Source organism: Hymenobacter seoulensis (assembly GCF_054780535.1).
Genome location: NZ_BAAGWD010000003.1, coordinates 264,561 through 282,674 on the forward strand (window position 1 = coordinate 264,561; position 18,114 = coordinate 282,674).

13 protein-coding genes are annotated in these 18,114 nt (G+C 57.0%); 5 read left to right on the top strand and 8 right to left on the bottom strand.

Annotated elements, in window-relative coordinates; genetic code table 11:
* Positions 1-114: 114 nt before the first annotated feature.
* Both ACYVHC_RS14750 and ACYVHC_RS14755 read right to left on the bottom strand, forming a co-directional pair.
* Entirely contained in the window at positions 115-1,656 is a 1,542-nt protein-coding gene (locus ACYVHC_RS14750; RefSeq protein WP_460614530.1) for an aldehyde dehydrogenase family protein, read from the bottom strand.
* Positions 1,657-1,928: 272 nt separating this feature from the next.
* Entirely contained in the window at positions 1,929-2,156 is a 228-nt protein-coding gene (locus ACYVHC_RS14755; RefSeq protein WP_460614531.1) for a DUF2905 domain-containing protein, read from the bottom strand.
* A gap of 263 nt (positions 2,157-2,419) precedes the next feature.
* On the opposite strand from ACYVHC_RS14755, the gene ACYVHC_RS14760 reads away from it, so the two are divergent.
* A complete protein-coding gene (locus ACYVHC_RS14760; protein ID WP_460614532.1) occupies positions 2,420-4,264 on the top strand; it encodes a prolipoprotein diacylglyceryl transferase in 1,845 nt (614 codons plus the stop codon).
* An 80-nt stretch (positions 4,265-4,344) separates the two neighbouring features.
* Here ACYVHC_RS14760 and ACYVHC_RS14765 read toward each other — a convergent pair whose 3' ends face one another.
* Positions 4,345-6,879: a type IA DNA topoisomerase gene (locus ACYVHC_RS14765; RefSeq protein ID WP_460614534.1), complete on the bottom strand. Its 2,535-nt coding sequence runs from the start codon at positions 6,877-6,879 to the stop codon at positions 4,345-4,347.
* A gap of 285 nt (positions 6,880-7,164) precedes the next feature.
* On the opposite strand from ACYVHC_RS14765, the gene ACYVHC_RS14770 reads away from it, so the two are divergent.
* Positions 7,165-7,995, top strand: coding sequence for a DUF1206 domain-containing protein (locus ACYVHC_RS14770; RefSeq protein ID WP_460614535.1), 831 nt, complete (start codon positions 7,165-7,167; stop codon positions 7,993-7,995).
* Positions 7,996-8,010: 15 nt separating this feature from the next.
* On the opposite strand, the gene ACYVHC_RS14775 is transcribed toward ACYVHC_RS14770, so the two are convergent.
* On the bottom strand, positions 8,011-8,994 hold the full coding sequence (locus ACYVHC_RS14775) for a formylglycine-generating enzyme family protein (RefSeq protein ID WP_460614536.1): 984 nt from the start codon (positions 8,992-8,994) through the stop codon (positions 8,011-8,013).
* A 179-nt stretch (positions 8,995-9,173) separates the two neighbouring features.
* On the opposite strand from ACYVHC_RS14775, the gene ACYVHC_RS14780 reads away from it, so the two are divergent.
* A complete protein-coding gene (locus ACYVHC_RS14780) occupies positions 9,174-9,602 on the top strand; it encodes an EamA family transporter (RefSeq protein WP_460614537.1) in 429 nt (142 codons plus the stop codon).
* Between the two features lie 123 nt (positions 9,603-9,725).
* On the opposite strand, the gene can is transcribed toward ACYVHC_RS14780, so the two are convergent.
* The 4 genes from can to ACYVHC_RS14800 all read right to left on the bottom strand — a co-directional run bounded on the left by can (position 9,726) and on the right by ACYVHC_RS14800 (position 14,562).
* Entirely contained in the window at positions 9,726-10,496 is a 771-nt protein-coding gene (can, locus tag ACYVHC_RS14785; RefSeq protein ID WP_460614538.1) for a carbonic anhydrase, read from the bottom strand.
* A 50-nt stretch (positions 10,497-10,546) separates the two neighbouring features.
* Positions 10,547-12,154: a SulP family inorganic anion transporter gene (locus ACYVHC_RS14790; RefSeq protein WP_460614539.1), complete on the bottom strand. Its 1,608-nt coding sequence runs from the start codon at positions 12,152-12,154 to the stop codon at positions 10,547-10,549.
* A gap of 188 nt (positions 12,155-12,342) precedes the next feature.
* Positions 12,343-13,749, bottom strand: coding sequence for a sensor histidine kinase (locus ACYVHC_RS14795; RefSeq protein ID WP_460614540.1), 1,407 nt, complete (start codon positions 13,747-13,749; stop codon positions 12,343-12,345).
* 135 nt (positions 13,750-13,884) lie between these two features.
* On the bottom strand, positions 13,885-14,562 hold the full coding sequence (locus ACYVHC_RS14800) for a response regulator transcription factor (RefSeq protein WP_460614541.1): 678 nt from the start codon (positions 14,560-14,562) through the stop codon (positions 13,885-13,887).
* Between the two features lie 414 nt (positions 14,563-14,976).
* On the opposite strand from ACYVHC_RS14800, the gene ACYVHC_RS14805 reads away from it, so the two are divergent.
* Together ACYVHC_RS14805 and ACYVHC_RS14810 are read left to right on the top strand one after the other, a co-directional pair.
* Entirely contained in the window at positions 14,977-15,630 is a 654-nt protein-coding gene (locus ACYVHC_RS14805) for a polysaccharide biosynthesis/export family protein (protein WP_460614542.1), read from the top strand.
* A gap of 62 nt (positions 15,631-15,692) precedes the next feature.
* Positions 15,693-18,086, top strand: a complete 2,394-nt coding sequence (locus ACYVHC_RS14810) for a polysaccharide biosynthesis tyrosine autokinase (protein ID WP_460614543.1) — start codon at positions 15,693-15,695, stop codon at positions 18,084-18,086.
* The last annotated feature ends 28 nt before the right edge of the window (positions 18,087-18,114 follow it).

Consider the following 18,114-nt stretch of genomic DNA (forward strand, 5'->3'; position numbering starts at 1 on the left):
TACGCAGGAATGGGGCTTTCTCGTAAAAACCACTAGGCTCCGTGAAGCGAGCAACCGGTCGGCAGGGCTGATTTAAGGTTACCTTGCTGGACGCATCAGGCGCCTACGTTTTGCCTAGATTTTTTCAGGTAGTAAGGTGGCATCCTCGAAGTTGCCCAGAATGGCTTTTTCGCCTTCCGTTACAGCTTCCACCAGCAGCGCGCCACCTACAAAGGCACCCTTCCAAGATTCGCCTAGGCCACCGAACACTTCTTCCCGGTCGCCGCGCGAGCGAAGCTTGTTGATGCCCATTTTGAAGGCTCGTACTTCCTTAGCCGTGCGTTGGGCCCACTTTTCGTCGTCGGACGCCAGGGCGCCTACCAGGGCGCCGTTCGAGATATTCATCTCGCCTACCAGTTCCTCTACGCGGTCAACCAGCACAATGGAGTCAATCGGGCCGAAGGGCTCTTTGAAGTACAGCTCACTTTGGCGCGGCAGATTCACGAGGGCCCGTGGGGCACGGTAGGCACTCATATCCTGGCCGGGCAGGAACAAGCTCTCGTCAAGTTTGCCCTCGTAGATGGGGGTAGCACCGGTTTTTAGCGCATCCGCGTATAGTCGGTCGAGGTCTTCGGCCTGGCGTGCGTTAATTACCGGGCCGAAAGCCAGGTCTGGCAGCTTGTCGTCGGCGTTATCTACCAGCGTGGGGTTGCCTACTTTTAGGTCCTTGATGGTGTTCCAGTAGGTTTCCACAAACTGCGGAAACAAGCGGCGCTCCACCACAAAGCGCACATAGGCGGTACAGCGCTGCTTGCCATAGTCATAGCCTTTCTTGAGTTGGTCGGAAAGCCCGGCCCAGTCGGAGAAGTTCCAGATGCCGTAGGTGTTCACGCCTTCCATTTCCAGCATATAGCGTTTATGCACGGAGCTCAGGGCATCGGCGATGTTGCGGCCGTTGTAGCGCCCGCCCACAAAGCTGAGGCAATCTACGGCCTCGTTTTTCACCAGCACGTCGCTGAGCTCACCACCCGAACCGCTCACCAATGTAACCGGCAGGCCGCAGCGGCGGGCAATAGCGAAGGTCAGGCTAAGGGAAATAAAGCCGCCATCGGTAGGGGTTTTGGCGATAACCGAGTTGCCGCACAGTACCTGCACCAACACGGCGTGCAGCAGCACCGACATGGGATAGTTCCAGGAGGCAATGTTACTCACCAGGCCCAGGGGTTTGCGCTGGCCCAGCATCCCTTCAATGTTGTCTATGTACCACTGCACGCCCTCAATGGCACGGTCAATGTCGGTGAAGCCGAGCTTGTAAGTTTTGCCAATCTCCCAGATCAGGAGCTTGCCAATGAGGTCGACCTGGGGGCGCAGTTGGTCTAGGCAGTCTTGCACGCGGCGCTTGCGCTCATCGAGGTCAACAGCGGCCCAAGCAGCGGCCTCCTGCTTGGCGGCGGCCACGGCCCGCAGCGCAGTAGCATGATCCAGCATGGGCAATGAGCCGATTTCGAAGCCATCAACGGGCGAAACAAACGGACGGGGCTTGCCAGGTTCCTGCCACCGGCCTTCCAGCAGGTTTAGGTAGCCGTTGCCATCGGGGGTGAAGATTTCGGGAGTTACGGTTTTGGTTTGTTGCAGCAGGTATCCAAACTCAACCTGCGGAGAAATCAGTTTTGCCATGAGGGAGAAAGTGTAGGGTTGCGACATGCAGCAAGGCTGGCGTCGCGCAAAGGATACGCCAGCCCAAGGCCGGCAAGGTACACGGTTCCGGCTGCATCTGGGCAGCCGCGCTATATAAGAAGGCAAGGCATTGTTTTGTTCAACGCTTTCCTTTTGCAATACTATTCAGGAGCTAGCCAACCTCTATCTTACTAAGCTGTTTAAGCTTCGTTTTGCAACTGAAATCCGGAGCCAACAAGCTAAGGTGGTGCACAACCTGCTCGTAGTGGCAGCTAGCCGAGGCGCCGCACCAGCCACAGGATGGCGCTGATAAGCAGACTTACCAACAGCATTGAGACGAGGGGCGCATAGAAACGAAAGCCAGGCCGCTCAATCCGGATGTCGCCGGGCAGGCGGCCAAACCAGCTGAGCAAACTGCCGCCCCCGAGCCACAAAAAAGCCCCCAACGCCACGATAACGAAGCCAAGTACTACGATGGTTTTACCGAGTTGAGGAGTCATGACAGGCTAGTAAGTTGCAGTATTGTTTACGCATGCTGGCTGGCTATGATGCAGGCGCAGCAGCACATGCGGGGCCTGAATACGAAGCCGACTCCTCTAAAATCAGTTTATATATATAGTAAGCCTCTTATTACCAAGCCACTATACCTCTCGCATCAGGGAGCAAGAAGTCTGATGCGAGAGGTATAGTGGCTTGGTGGTTTGCAGTCGGATTCCGACCTAGTAGCCGATTCCTTACTCGTGCTCATGTCCTTTTGACTTCTATGCCTGTAGTACTCCCCCCTTCTTCCTCCCAAACCGATTACTATCTATTCTTTTATGTGGTGGGCTTCGGGGTTGCGGGGGCCTTGCTATTGCGTGCGGGCCATATGCGCCGCTATCCGTGGCGGCAATGGCTGCCGTTGCTGGCGGCCACCTTGCTCAGCCTGATTCTGGGCACGCGCCTGGTTGCCGGCACTGCCTCTGATTGGTACCACCTGCTGACCCACGCGGCCTGGAGCGGCCCCGACACGCGCTCTATTTTAGGCGGTATACTAGGTGCTAGTCTGGCCTTAACCGTTCTGCGGCGGTTTCTGGGCTTTGGCCGCGAGGTGTACGATGCCTTTGCGCTGCCCTTGCTGGTGGGGCTAGCGGTGCAGGGAGTAGGGTGCCTGCTGACTGGCTGCTGCTTCGGGACTCCTACTTCCGGGCCGCTTGGCATCTGCTACGCTCCGGGCACGCTCCCGTTTCTAGCCCACGCGGCTCAGGGCCTGGTGCCGGCTACGGCCGCCCACTCCGCCCCGGTGCACCCGGCGCAGCTGTACCAGATTGGCCTCTGCCTGCTGATTAGCGCGTTTCTGTGCCTACCAGCCTGCCGCCGACAAGCGCCAGGTCAACAGTTTCTGCAGGCTATTCTGTTGTATGCGGCGGGCCGGTTGGGCCTGGAGTTTCTGCGCGATACTGCCGGCGACGGGCTGGGCAGCTCCTACTGGCACGGGCTGAAACAGGTGCAGTGGATGTTGCTGCTGGCTGTAGCAGGCGTACTTGGCTTAATGTACTACCGGGCGCGCCTAGGCCGTGCACTAAGCCAAACCCGCCTTGCCGCCTTCAGCCACTGGCGGGCACGGCTATTGCTCGGGGCGCTGCTAGCTACTACGGCGGTGCTGAGCCCGAATTGGCTAACGTTACCGGAGCAATTTATCATCAAAGCAATATTACTTGCCAGCCTGGGCCTGGAAGCGGTGTTGTGGGTACGCGGGCAGTTTGAGCGCCCCCGGCACCTAGCAGGTGGGCCCGTCTTGCTCGGCAGCCTCATCATGCTGCTCACCAGCCAGGCGCCCACCCCTACTGATGACAGACGCTACACCACTGTAAGCGCCGGCGGCCTGGTGGGAGCTTCGGAACAGTACTTTGATTACCCGTATGGCTGCTCCGGCTCCCGATACCCGGTTTCTGCTTACCAGCAACGGTATGCAGCTGGCTCTCTTGGAGTTGCCCACACGCTGCCTTTTAGGCGCTCCGGCACCGTTACGCTAGGAATAAATGTGGGTCTGGGTCGCAGCAACTTTCGGTTACCACAAGACACCATTTACTACGGAAATATCTCCGGCTCCATCAACCCGAAGCCTTTCGAGCAAGGCCATGCCCAACTGTACAGCGTCAATCCATATGTTGAGCTTAGCAACCCAAAATACTTCCGGTTTGGCCTGGGAGCTCACCTAGGCGATGTTGCGTACGACTTTGCTCATCGTCCGGGCCAATTAGGCCGATTACGGCCTCAGCTGCTAATTGAAGCAGGAATACTACGGGTGCTGTACTATCATGCTAGCATGAACCACGGCCTCCTGGGCCTGGGCAATGGGTATAACACGGTAGGGCTGGGTACCGGGTTCGGAGGGGAGCGGCTTCGCTTGATAGGTGGTGTGGTGCTAGCCAACAGTAAGTTTAATATATCCCAAGTGGACGACAGCGAAGCCCAGCCCTTTCCCTTTCTGCAAGCCCAAATTCCGTTGGGGGAAGAATGGACTTTGGAGCCATTTGCCGCATCCAATTTTCGTAATACCCAGGCAGTACGGCTCCGGGTCAGCTTTCGATTGCCAACTAGGTCCTCACCGGCAGTGCGCAACTAAGGCCCCTTCGCTCACAGCAGCAATTCTAGTCAGGTATGTCCGGCCCGAATTGCTGCTGTGAGAGAAGCAGTTCATGCGTACTACCCCTGTCCGAATACCGGCTCGATGCGGCCTTCGGCTCCTATTTGCAACACGGCTTCGTAGCGGTTACCGGTTTTAGAGGAGATGAAGCCCCGGATGACGCCGGTCTTGCCTTTGCGCAGGAGCTGGTTCATTTGCGCATCGGTCAGGGTTTTGCCGCCCCACTCAAAGGGCACCCGAAACTGACAATCTTCGCGGAACCGGGAGCAACCCCAGGCGCTTTTGCCTTTCAGCATCTGGCCCAGGCGGCACACCGGGCACGGAATCTGGCCGGGGTCGAGGGCCGTGGTGGGTTTGCTTTCGGCGGCGCGTACCAGTTCCAGGGTGTGCTTGGGCGTGAGCCGGATAGCCGCCCCGAACTTATTGCCCGCATCATCCAGAAAGCCCTGCATTACCTGCGTGCGGCCTTTTTTGAGCAAGTCGCCGACCTGTTTATCAGTGAGCTTTTTGCCCTCGAACTCAGTAGGCAGGCGTAACTGGCAGCCCTCGCGCCAGCGCGAGCAGCCTAGGGCCGCTTTGCCCCGCAACACGTGGCCGCTGCCGCAGGCTGGGCACGGACCAAGGGCACCAGGCACGGCGGGGGTAGCGGCGGCCTTCGTAACTGGGCGCGGCGCCGCAGGTTTACCAGGCGCATTGGTTTCAGCAGAGGCTACCGTCACGGCGCGGCCCGAGCCATCTTGCTTTACCTCGTGCACCATTTCGCGCACTAGTTGCTTGAGCTCACCCAAAAACTGCTCTTGATCTAGCTGGCCGCTTTCAATCTGGCGCAGCTTCTTTTCCCATTGGCCCGTCAGCTCCGCTGATTTCAACGTGGGGTTGCGGATGAGACCAATCAGCTCAACGCCAGTGGGCGTGGGCACAATCTTCTTTTTGTCGCGGCGGATGTAGCCGCGCTTGAACAATGTTTCGATGATGGCGGCGCGGGTAGAAGGCCGGCCGATGCCGTTTTCCTTCATGGCCTGGCGCAGCTCGTCGTCATCTACGTTGCGGCCCGCCGTTTCCATACCGCGCAGCAGCATGGCCTCGGTGTACTCGCGCGGTGGTTGGGTCATTTTCGAGTCGAGGCGCGGCTTATGCGGGCCGCTTTCGCCTTTCTCGAAGCTAGGCAGCACCGTATTTACCACGTCATCATCGCCTTCGCCGGCCGCTTTGGGGGCCGAGGGCGCCTGCTGCTTTTCCGGGTCGCCGTACACTACGCGCCAGCCGGGGTTCAGAATCTGCCGGCCCCTTACCCGGAACGTGCGCTCAGCGGCTTCCGCCGTTACCGTGGTGTTCGATACTTCGCAGTCGGGGTAAAACGCAGCCAGGAAACGACGCACGATAATATCATACACGCTCTGCTCGGTGCCGCCCAACCCATTTGCACTTGCCCCCGTCGGGATAATGGCGTGGTGGTCGGTTACTTTGTTGTTGTTGAAGACTTTACCCGATTTCTTGATTTTGCCGGCCAGCAGTGGGGCGGTTAGACCCGCGTAGGCACCTAGTCCGCGCAGGATGCCGGCTATTTTCGGATACTGGTCGTCGGGCAAAAAGGTGGTGTCTACGCGCGGATAGCTCACCACTTTCTTTTCGTAGAGCGCCTGCACCGTTTTGAGGGTATCCTCGGCCGAGAGACCTAGTTGGTTGTTGCACTGCACCTGCAACGAGGTGAGGTCGAAGAGCGAAGGCGGCGTCTCCAGGGCCTTCTTAATTTCGACATTGGTTACGGTCAGGGGCACGTCTTTTACGGCCGCCATGGCCGCATCGGCTTCCTCCTGGGTCACGAAATAACCACGGGCTTTCAGGCGGGCTTTCTCATCGGGCTCGTCGTCTTCGGCTTTGCCTTTTTTGGGCGGAGCCACGTGGCTGAACATAGTGCCGCGGTACTCGGTACGCAACACCCAATACGGCTCGGGCTTAAAATTCTGGATTTCGTGGTAGCGGTCAACGAGCAAGGCCAACGTAGGCGTTTGTACCCTTCCGATGCTGAGCACTTGGCGCTGGCCAGGCGCATACTTCAGGGTAAACAAGCGGGTAGCGTTCAGGCCCAGCAGCCAATCGCCCACGGCGCGGCTTTTGCCCGCTTGGTAGAGCTTCTCAAACTCAGCGCCATCGCGCAGGTTGGCAAAGCCCTGGCGGATGGCTTCTTCGGTGAGAGAGGAAATCCAGAGGCGCTTAATGGGCTTACGGTACTTGGCTTCTAGCAGCACCCAGCGCTGAATCACCTCCCCTTCCTGGCCGGCGTCGCCGCAGTTAATAACCTCCTCTGCCGAGGCCAGCAGGTTTTTGATAACGTTGAATTGGCGCACTACCCCATCATCGCGGCGCATGAGCTTTATGCCGAAGTTCTCGGGCAGCATGGGCAGGTCGTGGATGCTCCAGCGCTTCCACTCGGGGCGGTAGTCTTCGGGCTCCCGGAGCTGGCAGAAGTGGCCAAACGTCCAAGTCACCTGATAGCCGTTGCCCTCGAAGTAGCCATCCATTTTGCGGGTAGCGCCCAATACCTGGGCAATTTCGCGGGCCACGCTGGGCTTTTCGGCAATACAAACCTTCAAAATCGCAGATTCTCGCTGAGTACACGTATTTCGCTGCGTAACGGCAGCGAGGAATCAACAAAGATAACCGGATAAAAAGTCGATTTTACCTCGTTAAGACTAGTTAGATTTTCCGCGCTCCGTATCGACTTAAAATCAGGGGGCAAGGCGCGGTTTTGCCTGGCACTTGCCCTAGTACCTCAAAGAAAGCAGTGGCCCCAGGTTACATTACTAGGTTGCATAGAGAGCCTAACCGGCATATCTGCTGGAGCCAAGCTTTCGTAAATAGGCTCATTTCTCAAGTCCATGGAAACCGTTTCTACTACTCTTGCTGATGCTTTGCCTTCGCCGGCGGCCAGTCTGAAGGCGTGGGCACGATTGGGTTTTGCCTCTCTCGGGTTTGTGTACCTTACGTTAGGCGGCTTGGCCACCATGGCCGCCCTTGGGGTGCGCGGCAGCAACACACCCAACCAACAAGAAGCGTTTCAGGCCATCCAGCACATGCCGCTGGGTCAGTTGCTGCTATGGCTGGTAGCGGCGGGCTTGCTCGGGTATGTAGTGTGGCGGCTGGCCCAGGCCGTCCTCGATACGGAAAGAAAAGGCAATACCGCTACCGGGCTGGCCATCCGCGGATTTTATGTATTCAGCGGACTTCTGCACGCGGCCCTGGCCTACTACGCTGCACAATTAGCCTGGCACGGCCGCCGATTACCAGCCGACACCACCAGCAAATCGTGGCTGCAGCAGCTAATTCATCAGCCGTATGGGCAGGCAGTGTTTGGGCTGATTGGGTTGGTTATTCTGGCGGCTGGCTTGATCCAGATATACCGTGCCTGGTCGGGGAAGTTTGATACCGACGTTAAACACTACCCCTTCACGGCGGGCCAACGCCGGCTGGTGTACCACATGGGCCAAGTAGGATATAGTGCCCGAGGCGTGGTGCTGTTGCTTATGGGGTACTTCTGCTTTCTGGCGGCCCGCCACGCCAACATCAACGAAATCAGAGACACAGAGGGCTGTTTTACGGTGCTGCAAACCATGGGCCCTGCAGTGTTGGGCGCGGTAGCAGTTGGCTTAGTGGTGTATGGCCTTTATATGTTTGTGCAGGCCCGCTTTCCTATTCTGCGCGGCGTTTAGCTGTTGAGCAGGCTATTACTCGCTGCCAGCAGCAGGCTTCTTCTGCACCCGCACGGTTGCCACGCACCGGAAGCCTAGCCAGTTCTGGGGCCCCTGGTAGGGTTGCCGAGCGTCAAGCTGAATGTCCTTTGCTGATGTTTTAAATGAGCCGCCTTTCGCTATTCCTTTGGTAGCTGTCATTTCGGCCACATTACCGATCATATTATGAATACCGAAGCCGTTTGGAGGGCCTGCCGTGGTGGGTTGAAGCGGAAATTTCTCTTTTGCTGGTGCGCAGGTAAACACTTGGCCGCTTCCGGCTAGGTAGTAGTTTTCGCGCAGGTTAAAGGGCAGCTCCACGGCTACCTCCGTGGCCGGATGCGGCAGCTGCAGCGCATCGAGACAGGCAATAAGGTCGGGGGCATCGGCCAGTTTCTGTAACTTAGGCTTGCGCTCCGGCTTGGTCTGGATGATGTCGAAAGCACGCGGGCCGGGCGGCATGTTGCCGGCCGCGGCTTGCTGCCACTCCGTTTCGGTAGGTAACCGATATTCTACCGTTACGTCAAAATCGCGGAGCTCCGGATGCTGCTTTCGGAACGTGGCCCCCTGGAAATAGCTGCGGTTTACGGCCGCGCTGCGCCAGCGGCAATAGGCTTGGGCTTGCTCGTAGGTGATGCCCGTAGCAGGAAAATACCGATAGCCCGGCGCCCGGAAGTACGACTGCGGCGCCTCGGTAGCCTCGGGCAGTACCACGGGTTTCCAGCCGTTAGAGTCCGGGAGTTGGCTGCGGTAAACGCGAAGTGTGGAGTCGCGGCGCACAAAGTACAGGTACTCCAGCCAGTGCAGGTTGGCCACCTCCACCTCATCCATGAACAGGTTTTCCGCTACCCGAACGGTGCCGGGCGGCTCGGGCAAGCCAGGTGCAGCAGTGCTCGTTTTTTGGTTACGCTGCGCCACAAGGGTAGCCGGCAGCAGCGCCAGTACTAGCCCCGCAAGCAGGACAAAGCGTGGAAGAGACAAGGTATACATAAGCAGCGGTGGCCTTTTTAAGCGAGAAGCAACGTGATTTCCGGCGTAAGATAACCTACGGCATCTGGCCGGGCGGCTTTGGCGGTTTGCGTGCTTTTCAGACCTAGTACCTTCAGCTAAACACGGCCCAGCTACGTACCTGTTGGCATAACCGTATTTATCAGGAGCTTATGTGGTGGATGTTTTCGTTGCTGGCCGCGCTTTCGGCCGCTGTGGTAGTTACGCTCTCCAAGGTGGGTGTCAAGAATATTGAGTCGAGCGTGGCGTTTGCTATTCAGTCGGTGCTGATTGTGGGCGTGGCGTGGGGCGTGGTAGCCTACCAGGGGCATTTGGGCCAGGTGGCGGAAATCGACCGACGCACCTGGGTTTTCCTGATTTCAGCCGGAATTATCACCTGCCTTTCGTCGCTCTTTTCGTTTCAGGCGCTGAAGCTGGGCCTGGCTTCTCGGGCCTCGTCGTTCGACAAAATTTCGCTGGTTTTTTCTATCATACTGGCCGCGTTTTTTCTGAAAGAAAAGGTCACGTGGCAGGTTGTGCTAGGAGCCACCATGATGGTAGGCGGCGCCGTCCTGATTGCCTTTACCCGCAGCACCGACTAGGCCTACTTCCGGGCCAAACAAGGGGTAGCCGCAAAAAAAAACCACCGCACCCAAAGGATGCGGCGGTTCCACACATCGAAAGCGCACTCCCCTCAGACTACGCCCGATGATATCAACACTGAGTTAGTTCGAATTCACCAACGACTTTTTCTCAGTTTTGCTTGTAGGTTTTTCACCGGCGGCTTTGCCGTCGGTCAGGTCGGGGAGGTTTTCGGTCAGGCCGTCCTTGGTTTGCTTTTCTACAACCTCGGCGGCATACTCTTTGGCCTCCGTACCATAGATGTGTACCAACTCGGCAATGGTATCGTCATCAACCTGTAAGTCAGTGAGCAGGCCTTCCTTGATGTCGTAGACTAGGCCGTGCAGGCGCGGCGGTTTGCTGCCTTTGCGGGCATTCTGGATAATGCTGGTTTTGGCCAGGTTACGCACCTGCTCAATTACATTCAGCTCCACCAGGCGGCGCAGGCGGGTTTCCTCATCCTTGATGCGCAGGAACTCCATTTCGTGCACCCGAATTACGTCGCGGATGTTGGTGAGCCAATTGTCAATGAGGCCATATTGCTTGTTGCTGGCCGCCGCGGCCACGCCACCGCAACCGTAATGGCCTACCACCATGATATCTTCAACGCCCAGCACCTCCACGGCATACTGGAGCACGGAAAGCAGGTTTAAATCGGTGTGCACCACCATGTTGGCAATGTTGCGATGCACGAACATCTCGCCGGGACCGGTGCCGGTAATGGCCGAGGCGGGCACGCGCGAGTCGGAGCAGCCAATGAAAAGGTACTTGGGCTTTTGTCCGTCGGCCAACCGATTAAAGAAGTCCGGGTCGGCGTCGCGCTGGGTTTTTACCCAGTTGCGGTTATTTTCCAGAATGGACTCTATACCTTTCATAGGGGGATTTTAAAAGAGTGAGAAAACAAGACTTCATCCGGCGGGCAGCCCTAGTGCCCCAGGACCTGTACCTGCGGAATATCCCGCAGCTCTAGCCGAATGCCCCGGTCGGGGGCCGATACCCGGAAGTTTTCAATGGCTTCCAGCACATCGTAGTCAATAAACGACGACTCAGAGCCATCAATCAGCACCTCGGAATTGGGAGGTAGCTCGTCCAGCATCTTAACAATGCTAGCCTTGTTCAGAAACGAAACCTGCTCGGCCAGCAGCAGCCGAATGGGCCCGCCAACCTGGCTGTCGGGGCGGCTCACGTAGTACGCCGACTCGTAATTGGCCTTCAGAATATAGAAGATGCCAATGGCCATCCCAATGGTTACGCCCTTCAGCAAATCCGTGAACAGAATGGCCAGAATCGTGACGATGAAAGGAAGGAACTGCTGCCAGCCCAGTTTCCATTGGGTGCGGTAGAGAGCCGGCTTGGTGAGCTTAAACCCTACTACCAGCAGCACTGCCGCCAAGGCCGAAAGCGGAATCTGGTTGAGCACGGGCTCCAGAAACAACAGGCTTACCAGCAGCAGCAGGCCGTGCGAGAAGGCCGACATGTGCGTTTGGCCACCGGCGTTGATGTTGGCCGAGCTTCGCACGATTACGGCCGTCATGGGCAGGCCCCCAAGCAAGCCGCTGATCATGTTGCCTGCACCTTGAGCCAGCAGTTCGCGGTTGGTGGGCGTAATGCGCTTATGCGGATCAAGCTTATCCACTGCCTCCACGCTCAGCAAGGTTTCCAGCGAGGCAATAAGGGCAATGGTAACCCCTACCACATAGGTAGCAGGGCGTGAGAAGGCGGCCCAGCTAGGAGCCGTAAACAAATTGGTGAAATCAGAGAAAGAGTTGATGTTGGGCAAGCTTACCAAATGCTCCTGCCGAATACGCAGGCCCGGCGTTATCACGTCGAATATGTTATTGAGGGCGATGGAAAGAACCACTACTAGCAAGGCTCCTGGCACCAACCGCAGCACCCCGGCGCGCTTGCTCAGGTAGTTGTCCCAGAACAGGAGCACCAGCAGCGAGGTAACACCAATCAGAAACGAGCCGGGACTAATTCCATTCATGGCCGACTTAATGGCTGAAAAGGTATTCTGACCATCTAACTGCAGAAAAGACAGGTCTTCAAAGTAGTCGGCATCAGCCCCCAGGAAGTGCGGAATTTGCTTCAGTATCAAAATCAGACCAATGGCCGCGAGCATGCCCCGGATGACGGAAGTAGGAAAATACAACCCAATAATGCCGGCTTTTGCAAAGCCCAACACCAACTGCAATGCCCCCGCAATTACGGTAGCGGCCAACACGGCTTCAAAAGAACCCAGCGTTTGGATGGCTCCTACCATAATGGCCGTGAGGCCAGCTGCCGGGCCGCTTACGCTTAGCTGCGAGCCGCTAAGCCACGACACGAGCACTCCGCCCACAATACCGCTGATGACTCCAGACAGCAACGGCGCACCCGAGGCCAGGGAAATGCCCAGGCACAGTGGCAGTGCCACCAGAAATACAACCAGACCAGCAGGCAGGTCTTTCCCTAGGTTTTTCCAAGGGGAGGGCGCCGCGTCCACGGGACGCTGAACGCGCGTAGCTTCAGCAGCTAGAGCAGTTTTTGACATAAATGAGGGGAGGTTGGCAGGTCAGATTCAGCTGATGGAGCGCACGCACTTCATCGACTTTGTGCAAGTCTACACCCCTCTTGTTAAGACCTAATTAAAAGCGAGTTAAAACGATATTAAAAATATTATCTTATTGATTTACAGATATTTATAAATTAATTAAGCTGAACCGTATAAGCCTGGCTCGTTTACACAATGGCAGCCGGTAAATCGAGGGTTACGGCGGTGCCGGCCCCTAGCTGGCTTTCCACGCATATCTGGCCCTCATGCAGCTCCATAATCTTAGAAGTAAGTGGCAACCCAATGCCATGGCCAGGCACGTTGCGCACGGTATCGGCCCGAAAAAATGGCACAAACACCTGCTGCCGGTCTGATTCCGTCATGCCCACGCCTTGGTCGCGCACTACCAGCCGTACGCGGGTGCGCGTGGCCGTGAGGCTGGCCACAATGGGCTCCGTGCTACCCACTGAAAACTTACAGGCATTTTCCAGAATATTGAGAAACGCAGACAGGAGTAGCGCCTCATTGCCCAACACCCCAAAGGGCACGCGCCGCCGACTGTCAGCGGGCTCGCTAAACTCCAGATCAATGCGGCAGGTTGGGTGGCGGCGGTGCACTTCCTCGTGGGCCTGCAGCAGCAGCTCATCTACCCGAACCAGGGTGCGCGGCACCTGCGAGGGGTCGTCGGAGGCGCGGGCAATCTGGAGCAGGCCGTTGGTGAGGTCTTTCAGCAGCCGGGCCGCATCGAGGGTGCTTTGCAGAATGCGCCGGTACTCCTGCGTGCTTCGCTCCTGCTGCAGCAGGGCTACCTCCAGCTGCCCAATAATGGCGGCCAGTGGCGTGCGCAGCTCGTGAGAAGCATCGCGCACGAAGGTGCGCTGGCCCGCAAAGGCCGTTTCCAGGCGGTTGAGCAGGCTGTTGAAGCGCTGGGCCAGCAAGGAAACCTCGTCCTGCCCATCGGCCTGGGAAAGGCGGCGGTGCAAATCAGAAGCCGTTATGCTGTCTACTTCCTGAATGATGCGCTGCATGGGTTTCAGGGCCTGACCGGCAAAGAAAAAGCCCCCAATCCCGACGATAACGAAGGAAGCCAGCAGTCCGGAAGACAGAATGGTGAGTAGGTCGCTCATTTTCTGGCGCGAATCAGCATCAACGGACGACGCAATTACTACAAAGTCGCCGCGGTGAATGTCGCGGTACAGCAGGCCCACCGTTTGGCGGTAATCGTTTTCCAGTACCACTTGGCGGCCACTTTTCCGGACGCCCTGCAGCAGCTCGGTTGGCGCCTGTTTCTTTCCTTCACGCCCTTCTTCAAACACCACCACATCCTGGCTATTAAACACCCGCACTTCCTCCTCGGGCAGCGTCCGGTAGAACTGACGCAGGTACTGGCGGTACGAGGTGCGGCTAGCTTCATCGCCGCGGTTGGTACCATCCAGATACACGTGGGCAACAATGCGGGCCCGCGCAAACAGGCTTTCCGTAAAGAAGTCGCGGCGCGAGTGGTAGGTGAAGAAGTAAATCACCACCGAAAACAAAATCAGCGTGACAGCCAGAATAACGGCGAACTGCAGCGTCAGGCGGGTACGAATGGTCATGCGGGCAGCGTCAGACGAAAGAAGCAATACATAGTAAAACGGGTGGGTTTCAGCCGAAACCCGACCTAGTGTTTTCACGCCGGGGCACTCGGGGCCGAGACAAAATCACTAGGTCGGGTTTCGGCTGAAACCGCCTTACTCCTCTTTCATGACGTAGCCCATACCCACCAGCGTATGAATCAGCTTGGGCGTGAAATCCTTGTCGAGCTTTTTGCGCAGGAAGTTGATGTACACATCAATAACATTAGAGCCCGTATCGAAGGACGTTTCCCAAACGTGCTCCAGAATATCTACGCGCGATACTACCCGGTTTTGGTTGCGCAGCAGGTACTCGAGCAGGGCAAACTCGCGGGCCGTGAGCTGCACCAGTTGGCCTGCGCGTTGCACTACCTTCCGCACCGGGTCCAGGGTTAGGTCGGCCAGCTTCAGCACCGAGTTGGCCGTGGGGCTTTCGTGCCGGCGGCGGGCTAGCGCCCGAATGCGGGCCAACAGCTCCTTAAAGGCAAAGGGCTTCACCAGATAATCATCGGCGCCGGCATCAAGCCCACGAATTTTATCGTCGGTTTCACCGAGGGCCGTGAGCATCAGGATGGGCACGCTGGTATCCTGGGCGCGCACCTGGCGGCATACTTCCAGCCCGCTCAGGCCCGGCAGCAGTGTATCCAGAATCAGCAAATCATAGCCGCCGGCTTGGGCCAGGCGCAGGCCTAGCAGGCCATCGGCCGCCAGATCAACGGTATAGTGCTGCTCCGTTAGCCCCTGATGCAGGAAAGCGGCCACTTTCGGTTCGTCTTCAACCAACAGAATTTTCATGGAATGACTTTAAGCGGATTTACACTGCCAAGGTAGGGGCTTGGCGGCGGACTCTGTAAGCACAACCGTGCAAAGCAATGGAGGGTTGCAAAAAGCTATTCCTGTTATCAATACAAATAATTATGGAAATAATTTAAATAGTTCTTGACATTGCAGTTTCAATCCAATACGTTTATGGAAATCTTCAATATTACTACCAATGTAGCCACATCACATTTCACTGCTCTTTTTCAGTAGTTGCCTTCTCCCAGCCACTTCTCTCCTTTCCGCTATATGCTGTCTGCTCTCTGCCGCCGTCTCGGCCGTACCTTTTTGTTGTTACCGCTTGTTTTAACCCTTGTTACTGGCTGCGTATCGCAGAAAAACCTACCCTACCTCCAAGGCCGAAGCTATAATACGCGCACACCTGTAGTCGTGGATAATGCGCGCAATGCGTACCGCATACAGCCCGGTGACGTGCTCAGCATTCGGGTGCAAAGCATTCAGCCGCAGCTTAATGACATTTTCAACACCATGGAAGGCCGCTCTATCTTTAATGGCGACCCAGGCAACCTGTTCCTGACCGGCTACTCTGTTGATGAGGCGGGCACTATCAACCTGCCCACTACCGGCCGGCTCAAGCTCCAGGGCCTAACCGTGGAAGAAGCCCAGGCTTCGGTGCAGCAGGCAGTAGGCCGGCTAGTGCGCGACGCTAACGTTTTAGTTAAACTTCTTTCCTTTAAAGTAACAATTTTAGGAGAGGTGCGTAATCCGGGACGTTACTTCGTGTATAATGCCCAGTGCACCATACTGGAAGGCCTAGGCCTGGCCGGCGACCTGACGGAATTTGGTAACCGCCAGAACGTGAAGCTTATCCGCCAAACGTCCAAGGGTTCTGAAACCATCCTGGTGAATCTCACAGACCCGGCCCTGCTATCCTCGCCCTATTTCTACCTCCTGCCCAACGATGCCCTGTATGTGGAGCCAATGAAGGCCCGCACTGACCGGGGTAATGCGAATAATCTAGGCCTGGTGTTCTCCGGCATCTCGGCCCTGGCTCTCATCTTAAGTTATCTGAAGGCTTTCTAGTCTTCCGGCTTCGCCTGCCTTACTGCGCCTCTTCCTTACATCCTCTCTAAACACGTATCGGAATGGAATCACGTCCGCACACACCCACCGATGAAATTGACCTACACGAGCTGTTTTTTCGGTTGCGCAACCGGTGGCCGCTGTTTCTGGTATCGTTGCTTATTGCCGGCATAGGTGCATTCCTGTATCTGCGGGTGAAGCAGCCCGTGTACGCGTTCCGGTCTACCATGCTCCTCGGCGACCAGGGCACGGGGTCCAAGCAAGCGCAGGAGCTGCTCAAAATTTTGGAAGTAAAGGAGCAAGGCACCAAGATGGAAGACGAAGTTGCCTTGCTGACCTCGGACGACATGGTGCAGCGAGCCCTGGCGCGTCTGCCCTTCACTGTATCCTATTACTCGGCCCCCGATACGTGGCTGAACACATTTAAAGAATTGCAGGTCCGGGAAATGCCCCTGGGCTCGACGCCCTTCCGCCTTACCCCTGTTGCCTCGGCTCCGCAACTGACTGGCGTGCAAATTTATGTACAGCCGCTGCCCAACGGGCGCTACCAGGTGCAGGCCGATGCCGAAAAGGGCTCGCTCTATAGCCTGGCCGACGGCACGTTTATTCGGGAAGTGCTGAATCCGCACATCAACGAAACGGTGCAGGCCGGCGACACACTGCGCACGCCCCTGCTCACGGCCGTTATTCAACCTGAACCCAACTTTCCGGCCGAGCCCGGCCAAGGCAAGTTTTACGTAACGCTGCAGGACCCAGCCAGCCTGCGCGGTGAGTACCAGCAGCACCTACAGGTGCGCCCCATCGACCAGGAGTCGCGGGTGGTGGAGCTAACGTCTAAAGGGCCAGTTCCTGAAAAGGAAATCCAGTTTCTGGATACTCTTATGCGGGTTTACGTGGAGGCTGACCTGCGCGAAAAGAATATAACGGGCCAGAAAACGGTAGCTTTTCTGGACAAGGAAATCGGGCACCTCTCTGATTCTCTGCGCAAGTCAACGGCAGCCCTGAGCTCGTTCCGCGCCTCACGGGGGGTAGTAGATGTAGAAGCTCAGTCGGCGCGCGGCATTCAGCAGCAAGGCGAGCTCCAGATGCTGCGGGCCAAAGTGGCAACCAACCGCAAGTACTACCAGAACATGCTGAACTACGTGAAGGCCAATCGGGGCGCTTCGCAGGTAGTGTCGCCGAGCAGCGTAGGCATTGAGGACCCGGTAGTGAATAACCTGATTATTCAGCTGGCCGACCTGAACAGCCAGCGGGCCGTGCTAGGCCTGAACGCCAGCACCGATAACCCCATGGTAACCCTGCTCGATGAGCGCATTAAGGCCGCCAAGGAATCGTTGATGCAGACGCTTACCAACATGAGCCGGGCCGCTGATATTGCCCTGCGCGACTTGGATTCGCAACTAAGCCAGGTACGCGGCAACATGAGCCAGATGCCGGAAAATGAGCGTCAGTTGGCTACGCTGAAAAGCAAAACCGATTTTAACGACAAGAACTACCAGTTTCTGATTGAGAAGCGGGCCGAAGCCGCCATTGCGCTAGCTACCAACGCCACCGACAAGAAAGTAGTTGACGTAGCCTCTATGGTAGGCGACTCGGCCACGGCTCCGAAGCCCGGCGTAGTGGCCCTCATTGCCCTGATTGCAGGGTTGGCTATTCCGGTGGGGGTCTCGGTGTTCCTGGACAAAGCGAACCGCCGCATCCAGAGCAAGGAAGATCTTTCGCGCATCACCACTATTCCTATGCTGGGTGTGGTGGCCCACGGCACGAAGCTGGACAAAGAGAACATGCTCCGCGACCCTAAAGGCCCTATTGCCGAGTCGTTCCGCTCTATCCGGGTGAACCTGCAGTACCTGTCGGCGGGCCTCGATAAGAAAGTGATTGGAGTGACCTCCTCTATTCCGGGGGAAGGCAAGAGCTTCTGCGCCGTGAATTTGGCAGCGGAAATGGCCCAGAGCGGCCGCAAAGTGCTCCTGATTGAATGCGACCTGCGCCGCCCCACTATGGCCTCGTATTTCCAGCTGGAGGCAGCCTGCGCTGAGCATGGCCTGAGCAGCTACCTCATGGATTTGAGCTCGGTGGAAGAATGCATTCACCAAACTGGGGTGCGCAACCTGGACGCTATGTGCTGCGGCCCGATTCCGCCCAACCCCACGGAGCTGCTCGAAAGCAAGCGTATGGATGAGCTCATTAGCAGCCTGCGCGACCAATATGACTATATCATCGTCGATACGCCGCCTACCGGCTATGTAGCCGAGTTCTTTATGCTGGTTCGCCACCTCGATGCCAACATTTATGTGGTGCGCCAGAACTATACCGATAAAGGCCTGATCAGTCACATTAATGAGCTGCACCGCGACCAAAAGGTGAAGCAGCTCTACATGATTATCAACGACGTGCACTTCACTAAAACCTACGAATACCGCTACAAGGAAAAAGCCTATACCTACGGTTACTAGCGCCGCCTTAAGCGCTACCCTTCCCTAC